Origin of the sequence: uncultured Lamprocystis sp. (genome assembly GCF_903933125.1) — a bacterium.
Taxonomy (GTDB): domain Bacteria; phylum Pseudomonadota; class Gammaproteobacteria; order Chromatiales; family Chromatiaceae; genus Thiodictyon.
Window position 1 is genome coordinate 1 of record NZ_CAIZIZ010000005.1, and the last position, 7,804, is coordinate 7,804.

The window sequence follows — 7,804 nt, forward strand, 5'->3', positions numbered from 1 at the left end:
ACCCCGCGCAGCAGGTACGGGTAGATCTTATGCTCCGGGTGGGGCGTGCTGGTCGCCGGTCCGGGCGCCATGCCGGCTAGACCCAAGACGCGCATCAGCCGCTGCACATGCTTGCGGTTCACCGTGTGGCCTTGCTTCTGGAGAAAGATCACCATGCGCCGGCTGCCATAAAATGGGTGCTGCGTGTACTCCTGGTCGATCAGGCTCAGCAGCCGCAGGTCCAACGCGTCCACGGTGTCGTCGGCCGATGCCCCATAGACCCAGGAACGTGCCACCCCCGCCAAGGCACATTGCCGGGTGAGCGCCAGCGCCGCGTCACGCGCGATCCACGCACGCCGGGTGCTCACAGGCTCAGTCCGGACTTTTTTTTCAACCAGTCCAGTTCCATCTTCAGCCGCCCGATCTCGCTGTAGAGACGTTCCGGCCCAGCCTGATCGTCCACCTTCTGGCGTCCACGCTTGGTTTCAAACAGCGTCCCAGCCTGCTCCAGGATCTCCTTCTTCCACTGCCCCACCTGGACCGGATGGACCCCATGCTCTTGTCCGATCTCGTTCGTCGTTTTGACCCCGCGGATCGCTTCCAGACCGACTTTCGCTTTGAAGGATGCCGTGTACGTCTTGCGCTTCGCTTCGCCCATTCTGATATGCCCCTTTTGGTTCGACGCGAGATTAAATTGCTGTCCGGTTTTCAGGGTCCACTATAGACCGCGCTCAGCCTTCAGCCGACGCCAACCGTTCAGATCCAAGGCAAGGGTCGTCGGCAGCGGTCCTTGCCACTGTGGAAGCAGGCCGCCGAGGATGTCCGGGCCTGGTTGGCGGTTCGCGGCGACGTCCGGGTACCCGAACTGTTCGTCAACCATCAGGAACGAGCGATGACCCGCGTGGGCTTTACCTATCTGCTGGACAAGTACGTGTGCCAGACCGCCGCAAACTGTCCGACGCTCCTCGGCAAGCGGGTCTCACCCCATGTCCTGCGCCACTCGTGTGCCATGGTGATCTACCAGGCCACCGGCGATCTGCGAAAGGTCGCGCTGTGGCTGGGGCACGCCAACATGCAGACCGCCGAGATCTACTTGCAGGCCGACCCGGCCGAGAAACTGGAGGCGATCAAATCGGTGGTGCCCTGTCGCTTCGCCGCGGCCACTTCACCGCACCAGACCGACTGATCGCCAAACTACGGGAGGCATCGTTATGAAAAGTGATCGGAGCCGAAGTGCCTGATATATCGGCTCCGATCTGCGCCTTCTTGTCATAATCCTGGGCCTTCCATAAGTACGGAAACGTACGCTAAGGCGTAACAGACAGATTTTTAAAGCTAATTTCTGTCAACAAGCTGGGAGCAGCGCCGGTGGCGAACGGCCCTCACGTGTGCGCCGGTTTGCGTGCCAGCCAGATGGCGCATATAATGTTGCCATGTGGCGTTATTTACTTACGAGGTGTGTCCATGGCACAGGCCGCGATGCGCAAAGAAACCTCCGGCGGAATCGACCCGCTCGCCGACTACCTCGGCGTGCTACAGATGCCAACCGAACATTTGGTCGAGCGGGTCCGTGCCGGGTTTCCCTTCCCCGAGTTGGAGGCGTTACGGGTACGACTGGGGATGACGCTGCACGAGGCCGCCGGCCTGGCCGGGATACCAGGGCGAACCCTGGCGCGCCGCCGACAGGCCGGGCGGCTTGACCCGAGCGAGTCGGAGCGGGTCTTAAGGATCGAGCGGTTATTCGCCTTGGCGACCCAAATGCTGCGCGACGGCGACCGGGCGCGTGACTGGCTGAAGTCGCCCAAGGCCGCGCTGGCGGGACAAACGCCCTTGGACTATGCAGACACGGAAGTGGGTGCGCGCGAGGTGGAGCACCTGATCGGTCGGCTGCGCCACGGGGTCTTTTCTTGAAGTGTTTCCGTCTGGTCGACGAGGACTATCTGGAGTCGGCCTTCAGCGGGGACGGGGCGCGGCTCTACGGCGGACGTTGGAATACGCCGGGCGTGGCGGTGATCTACACGGCGCAGTCGCTTTCGCTGGCGCAGTTGGAACTGCTGGTCCATCTTGAGGCGGACGCTGTGCTGCGTCGGCATTGGCGGTATTTTGCCGTGGAGGTGGCCCCGCAGGCCATCATTGCGTGTGAGTCGTGGGCCGGCCTCCCGCCGGATTATGCCGCTTGGCCGGCACCGGCCTCAACGCAGGCGCTCGGTGACCGCTGGATCGCGGAATCCGTCTCGGTCGGTCTGTCCGTCCCGAGTGCGGTGACGCTGGGTGAGTACAACATTCTGTTGAATCCGGCCCACCCCGAGTACGCCGCCGCCGTTGTCGTTGGCGTCCCGCAGCCGTTGCGTCTGGACCGGCGATTGGTCAAGATCTGAGGAGAGTGTGCGCGGACAATGACTTGACCAGTCGATCGGTCCGCGCAGCTGCCTTGATCATCGTTGTGCGACACGAAGTCGCGTAAGTGAATGTTCTACAAATAGTCGCTAGGAGGCGGCCTGATAGAACCGACGGTTTCTCCCGTCGCCGCCTAGGAGCACGTGCGGGACTGATAACGGTCCGGTGTGAAGCTGCTCTGACAATGTACTCCGCCCGAAATGGCCAAAGTCGAGTTGACACTTACCGGGGATGATCGGATCATCCATGCGGATTGTCAGCGGGACTTTTTTTCTCACCTCGGCTGTCTCAAGAGGGCAAATGAACAACCGCCTGTCCCTGTTCCTCAAGCTCCCGGTATTGGCCGCGATGATCGCCCTCGCCGGCTGCGATCCCAACGCCCACAACGCCGATACGATCAAGGTCGGCGCGATCGTTGAGTTGACCGGCGACATGCCCGCGGTGGGCGCGTCTTCACGCAATGCTGCCCAGCTCGCTGTCGCTGAGATCAACGGTGCTGGCGGCATCGAAATCGGCGGAAAGACATACAAAGTTGAACTGCTGATCGAGGACAATGCCGCCAAGCCCGACCAGTCGGCGGCGGCCGCCAACAAGCTGATCACACAGGACGAGGTCGTCGCCATCGTCGGTCCCAATGCCAGCCTGGGCGCCATCCCCGCCGCTGAGATTGCCGAGGCCAACCAGACGCTGCTGGTCACCCCTTGGTCCACCAACCCCAAGACCACCCTCAATACCACGACCGGCACGCCCAAGAAATATGTCTTCCGCGCCTGCTTCACCGACCCCTTCGAGGGCCGTGTCCTGGCCCGGTTCATCATCGACAAGCTGGAGGCCAAGACTGCCGCGGTCCTCTACGACGTGGCCTCCGAGGCACCCAAGAGCCAGGCCGAACTGTTTCGCCAGACCTTCGAGCAACTGGGCGGCAAGGTCGTCGCCTTCGAGGCCTACACGACCGGCGACCGCGACTTCTCCGCCCAGCTCACCAAGATCCGGAGCGCCAAACCGGATGTCCTGTTCCTGCCGTCCTACTACAACGACGTGGGCCTGATCTCCCAGCAGGCGCGGCGCCAAGGTTTTGACAAGACCCTGATCGGCTCCGATGCCTGGAGCAGCCCCGAACTGGTCAAGCTCGCCAAGGGCGCGGTGGAAGGTGCCTATTTCGCGAATCACTATGCCGCCGACAGCGCCACCCCAGCGGCCCGAGAGTTCATCGCCGCCTATCGGCAGAAATATGGCAAGACCCCGGACGACGTGGCGGCACTCACCTACGATGCCATGGGCCTGCTGTTCGCGGCCCTGAAGGCCGCCCCCGCCCCCGAACGTCAGGCCGTGCGCGATGCGATGGCCGGCATCTCCGGGTATCCGGGCGTGACCGGCGAGATCCGCTTCACCCCCGGCTCTGGCGACCCGGTGAAGAGCGCGGTGATCATGCAGGTCAAGGGTGACCAGTTCTCCTGGGTCATGAATGCGGCGCCCTGAGCTAGACCAAGCACTTGAGTGAGGTCAGCATCTATTGGTTGCAGCAGGTCCTCAATGCCCTGCAATTGAGCAGTATCTATGCCCTGATCGCGCTGGGCTACAGCATGGTGTACGGCATCCTCACCATGATCAACTTCGCCCATGGCGATGTGTTCATGGTGGGTGCCTTCCTGTGTTTCCTGGCGGCCACGTTACTGGACCTGCCCTTCGTGCCGACCCTGCTGCTGACGATGACCGGAGCGGCCCTGCTGGGCGTCCTGATCGAGCGGTTGGCCTATAAGCCCCTGCGCAATGCGCCGCGCGTCTCCGCGATCATCACCGCCCTGGGGGTGGGGCTGTTTCTGGAAAACCTCACCCTGGCCTTCTACCCCTACCCGCAGAACGTGCCGACCCTCATCGAGAATATCAACTGGGACCTCGGCGGGGTCTCGCTCTCCTCTCTCCAACTGATCATCATCTCCCTGTCCCTGACGCTGATGCTGGTGCTCGACTACGTGGTGCAGCGTACACCGGTGGGGATGGCAATGCGCGCCATCTCCTGGGACAAGACCTATGTGCCGCTGATGGGGGTCCCGGTCGATCTCATCATCTCCATCACCTTCGCCATCGGGGCCGCCCTGGCCGGGGCCGCGGGCACCATGTACGCTCTGGCCTACCCGGTGATCGACCCCTACATGGGCATCATGGTGGGCTGGAAGGCCTTCATCGCCGCCGTGGTGGGCGGGATCGGCAACATGCGCGGGGCCATGATCGGCGCCTTCATCCTCGGCGGGGTCGAGATCATGGTGGTCGCCGTGCTCCCCTCCACCTACCGTGACCTGGTGGTGTTCAGCCTGCTGCTGGCCTTGATCGTCATCCGCCCCCATGGCATCCTCGGCCAACCGCGGGTGCAGAAAGTATGAGGGCCACCCTGGGGGTTTTCTGGGACCGACTGATGGAGCAGCGCTGGCTGCTGCCGCTGCTGGTGGCTGTCGGACTGGCGCTGGCCTTTGCCATTCCCCAGTTCAGGCTGGTCAATAATTATGTCCAGTTGGTGATGATCCTGGCAGGCATCAACATCATTCTGGCGACCAGCCTCAACCTGGTGAACGGCTATATGGGGGAATTCTCCCTGGCCCACGCCGGCTTCATGGCGGTCGGGGCCTACACCTCCGTGTTGCTGACCCTGCATGTGTTCCCGGTCGCCGCCTACCCAGGTCTTTTCCACCTGTCGGTGCTGGCGGGGGGGCTCGTCAGCGCCCTCTTGGGGCTATTGGTCGCGATCCCCTCCTTTAAGGTGCGTGGCGATTATCTCGCCATCATTACGCTAGCCTTCCTGATGATCGTCAAGTCCGCCCTCGAAAACATCGATGTCATCGGGGGGCCCCGCGGCATCTCCGGCATTCCGCGGCTGACGACCCTGCCCTTGGTCTTCTGCTGGACGGTGGCCCTGGTGTGGCTGCTCCGCAACTTCGTCTATTCCTCTTTCGGGCGCGGGGTGCTAGCCATCCGCGAGGACGAGATCGCCAGCGAACTGATGAGTGTCGATACCAAGCGGGTCAAGGTGCTGGCCTTCATGCTGTCGGCCTTTTGCGCCGGGATCGCCGGAGCCCTGTTCGCCCACCTGCTGCAGTTCATCAGCCCGCGGGTCTTCGATATCGTCAAGACGACCGAGATCCTCATCATGGTCTACCTGGGAGGCATCGCCTCCATCGGCGGTTCCATCATCGGTGCCACCCTCTATACCATCCTGCTCGAGGTTCTGCGTCCCTCGACGGTGGCGGGGCTGCTGTCCTGGCTGCCGGCGGTCGTGTTCGATCCGCTCAACGAGCACTTCATACGCCACCTGGGCGTGCTGCGCATGATCATCATGCCCCTACTATTAGTGCTGGTGATGCTCTACTGGCCCCGCGGCATCATGGGGATGCGGGACTTCCGGGGCTTCATCCCGTTGCGCGACCGGCTGGCGCACCGCGCGGCCACCCCCAGAGGACCCACCCGGAATGGCACTGCTGATAGCCACTAAGGTGCGGCACCACTTCGGTGGTCTGTGCGCCATCAATGACTTCAACCTGGAACTCCACCAGGGCGAACTGATGGGCATCATCGGGCCCAACGGGGCGGGAAAGACGACCGTCTTCAACCTGATCACCGGCGTCTACCGAGCCAGCGAGGGCAGCATCCGTCTGCGCGAGAGTGAGCTCGTGGGTATGACACCCCACCAAATCACCGCCCGGCGCATCGCCCGCACCTTCCAGAACATCCGTCTGTTCCGCGACCTCTCGGTGCTGGACAACGTCCGCATCGCCCAATACTCCAAGACGCGCTATTCACCCCTGGAGGCCCTGCTGCACTTGGGCCGCTTTCGCCGGGAGGAGCAGCGCATCATCGAGCATTCACGCGACCTGCTCGCAATCTTCAAGCTGGAGCACTTGGCGGGCGAGACCGCTCGCAATCTCCCCTACGGTTCCCAGCGCCGGCTCGAGATCGCCCGGGCACTTGCCACCGGCCCCGAGCTCCTGCTGCTGGATGAACCCGCGGCCGGGATGAACCCCGCGGAGATCGACCAGCTGATGGATTTCATTCGTTGGATCCGGGAGCAGTTCCAACTCACCATCCTGCTGATCGAGCACCAGATGCAGCTGGTTATGGGGATTTGCGAGCGCATCAAGGTGCTGGACTTCGGCGAAACCCTGGCGGAAGGAACCCCGGAGGCGATCCGCAACGACCCGTGGGTGATGAAAGCCTACCTGGGCGCGGAAGCCGTCGGATGACCAGCGCCAGCCAGGCAATGCCGCTGCCGGATACCACGGTCTCCCTGTTGGAGGTCAGCGGCCTGCGCGTGCACTATGACGGAATTCAGGCCCTGCACGGCGTCTCCTTCAGCGTGCCCCGGGGGCAGATCGTCACTCTGATCGGTGCCAATGGCGCCGGCAAGACCTCGATTCTGCATGCCATCTCCGGGCTGACGCCCTACAGTGGCAGGGTCACCTTCGCGGGCCACGACCTGCATGGGGTACCGGCCCATCGGATCGTCGGTCTGGGTATCGCCCAGGTGCCCGAGGGACGGGGCATCTTCGGCAACCTGACGGTGCGCGAAAACTTGCGCCTGGCGACCTGGCAGCGCCGCGACCGGCAGCGAATCGAGGAGGATTTCGAGCGGGTCCTGGTCCGCTTCCCGCGCCTGCGGGAGCGCCTCGGACAGGCCGCGGGCACCCTGTCCGGCGGCGAACAGCAGATGCTGGCGGTGGGGCGGGCGCTGATGAGCCGGGCGAGTCTGCTGTTGCTGGACGAGCCATCCATGGGCATGTCGCCGATATTGGTGCAGGAGATTTTTGCCATCATCCAGGAGATCAACCGGGAGGGCACGACGGTCCTGTTGGTGGAGCAAAACGCCAACATGGCGCTACGTATCGCCTCCCGCGCGTATGTACTCGAAACTGGTCGTATCACCCTCGCCGGCAGCGGCCAGACGCTCCTGGGCGATCCGCGGGTCAAGCAGGCCTATCTGGGGGCAGTCCTGAAGCATCACTCTGTCCCCGGCTGACTAACCCGGGCCAGGCAAATCGACGCTGATGCAGTAGGGTCGTCCGCGCCGATCGCATCGGGCCAATCCGGCGGTTTTCTCTGCACGCTGACCGCTTATACGGTGGTGGGAGTGAAGCCGGGCGAATAATGCTTTATTTTCAGCGGCTTCACCAACATTGGCGGATGATCCCTGGTCAATGATCGAATTGCAGCCGTAGCTGGGCCCGGCCATCGCGGTCACCCTGATCGACGCGATCGGCCAGTTTTTGGATCAGCATCCCGGGCAGCGTCGCCATGGCCGCAGCGAGCGCCGCATCATCCGCGTCGGCGTCCATGAGTGCCTGCCAGTCAACCGCTTGGGGCGCGGCAAACTGGAGGCCTGGGCCAGGATAGTCCAGCGTCAGCGTCAACTTGTACTCGTCAAAGCTGGCCAACAAGCGCG

Annotated in this window: 9 protein-coding genes and 1 pseudogene; 8 read left to right on the top strand and 2 right to left on the bottom strand. The window is 63.2% G+C overall.

Translation table 11 applies throughout. The features are described 5' to 3' along the window. A pseudogene (locus QZY03_RS00345) lies at positions 1–637 on the bottom strand (IS3 family transposase); the annotation flags it as partial. Between the two features lie 102 nt (positions 638–739). Here QZY03_RS00345 and QZY03_RS00350 point away from each other — a divergent pair. The 8 genes from QZY03_RS00350 (at position 740) to QZY03_RS00385 (ending at position 7,381) form a co-directional block, all read left to right on the top strand. Continuing rightward, positions 740–1,165, top strand: a complete 426-nt coding sequence (locus tag QZY03_RS00350) for a tyrosine-type recombinase/integrase (RefSeq protein ID WP_295577046.1) — start codon at positions 740–742, stop codon at positions 1,163–1,165. Between the two features lie 278 nt (positions 1,166–1,443). After that, on the top strand, positions 1,444–1,890 hold the full coding sequence (locus QZY03_RS00355; RefSeq protein WP_295577030.1) for an antitoxin Xre/MbcA/ParS toxin-binding domain-containing protein: 447 nt from the start codon (positions 1,444–1,446) through the stop codon (positions 1,888–1,890). Further along, positions 1,887–2,357 (top strand): RES family NAD+ phosphorylase, encoded by a 471-nt coding sequence (locus tag QZY03_RS00360; RefSeq protein WP_295577033.1) that lies wholly within the window; start codon positions 1,887–1,889, stop codon positions 2,355–2,357. The genes QZY03_RS00355 and QZY03_RS00360 overlap by 4 nt, the downstream gene beginning before the upstream one ends. A 319-nt stretch (positions 2,358–2,676) precedes the next feature. Then, complete coding sequence (locus tag QZY03_RS00365) at positions 2,677–3,855, top strand: ABC transporter substrate-binding protein (protein ID WP_295577034.1); 1,179 nt, start codon at positions 2,677–2,679, stop codon at positions 3,853–3,855. A 14-nt stretch (positions 3,856–3,869) separates the two neighbouring features. Continuing rightward, entirely contained in the window at positions 3,870–4,757 is an 888-nt protein-coding gene (locus QZY03_RS00370) for a branched-chain amino acid ABC transporter permease (protein WP_295577036.1), read from the top strand. Further along, on the top strand, positions 4,754–5,860 hold the full coding sequence (locus QZY03_RS00375) for a branched-chain amino acid ABC transporter permease (RefSeq protein ID WP_295577038.1): 1,107 nt from the start codon (positions 4,754–4,756) through the stop codon (positions 5,858–5,860). Before QZY03_RS00370 ends, QZY03_RS00375 begins: the two co-directional genes overlap by 4 nt. After that, positions 5,838–6,608, top strand: coding sequence for an ABC transporter ATP-binding protein (locus QZY03_RS00380; protein WP_295577040.1), 771 nt, complete (start codon positions 5,838–5,840; stop codon positions 6,606–6,608). The genes QZY03_RS00375 and QZY03_RS00380 overlap by 23 nt, the downstream gene beginning before the upstream one ends. Further along, positions 6,605–7,381, top strand: a complete 777-nt coding sequence (locus QZY03_RS00385; RefSeq protein ID WP_295577042.1) for an ABC transporter ATP-binding protein — start codon at positions 6,605–6,607, stop codon at positions 7,379–7,381. Before QZY03_RS00380 ends, QZY03_RS00385 begins: the two co-directional genes overlap by 4 nt. Before the next feature lie 175 nt (positions 7,382–7,556). Here the strand turns inward: QZY03_RS00385 and QZY03_RS00390 are convergent. Continuing rightward, the coding region (locus QZY03_RS00390) for a hypothetical protein (RefSeq protein WP_295577044.1) at positions 7,557–7,804 on the bottom strand (248 nt) is incomplete at its 5' end.

Excerpts from the sequence above, each read along its gene's own strand:
- QZY03_RS00380 (WP_295577040.1), top strand. The coding sequence starts at position 5,838 with ATGGCACTGCTGATAGCCACTAAGGTGCGGCACCACTTCGGTGGTCTG.
- QZY03_RS00365 (WP_295577034.1), top strand. The coding sequence starts at position 2,677 with ATGAACAACCGCCTGTCCCTGTTCCTCAAGCTCCCGGTATTGGCCGCG.
- QZY03_RS00355 (WP_295577030.1), top strand. The coding sequence starts at position 1,444 with ATGGCACAGGCCGCGATGCGCAAAGAAACCTCCGGCGGAATCGACCCG.
- QZY03_RS00375 (WP_295577038.1), top strand. The coding sequence starts at position 4,754 with ATGAGGGCCACCCTGGGGGTTTTCTGGGACCGACTGATGGAGCAGCGC.
- QZY03_RS00385 (WP_295577042.1), top strand. The coding sequence starts at position 6,605 with ATGACCAGCGCCAGCCAGGCAATGCCGCTGCCGGATACCACGGTCTCC.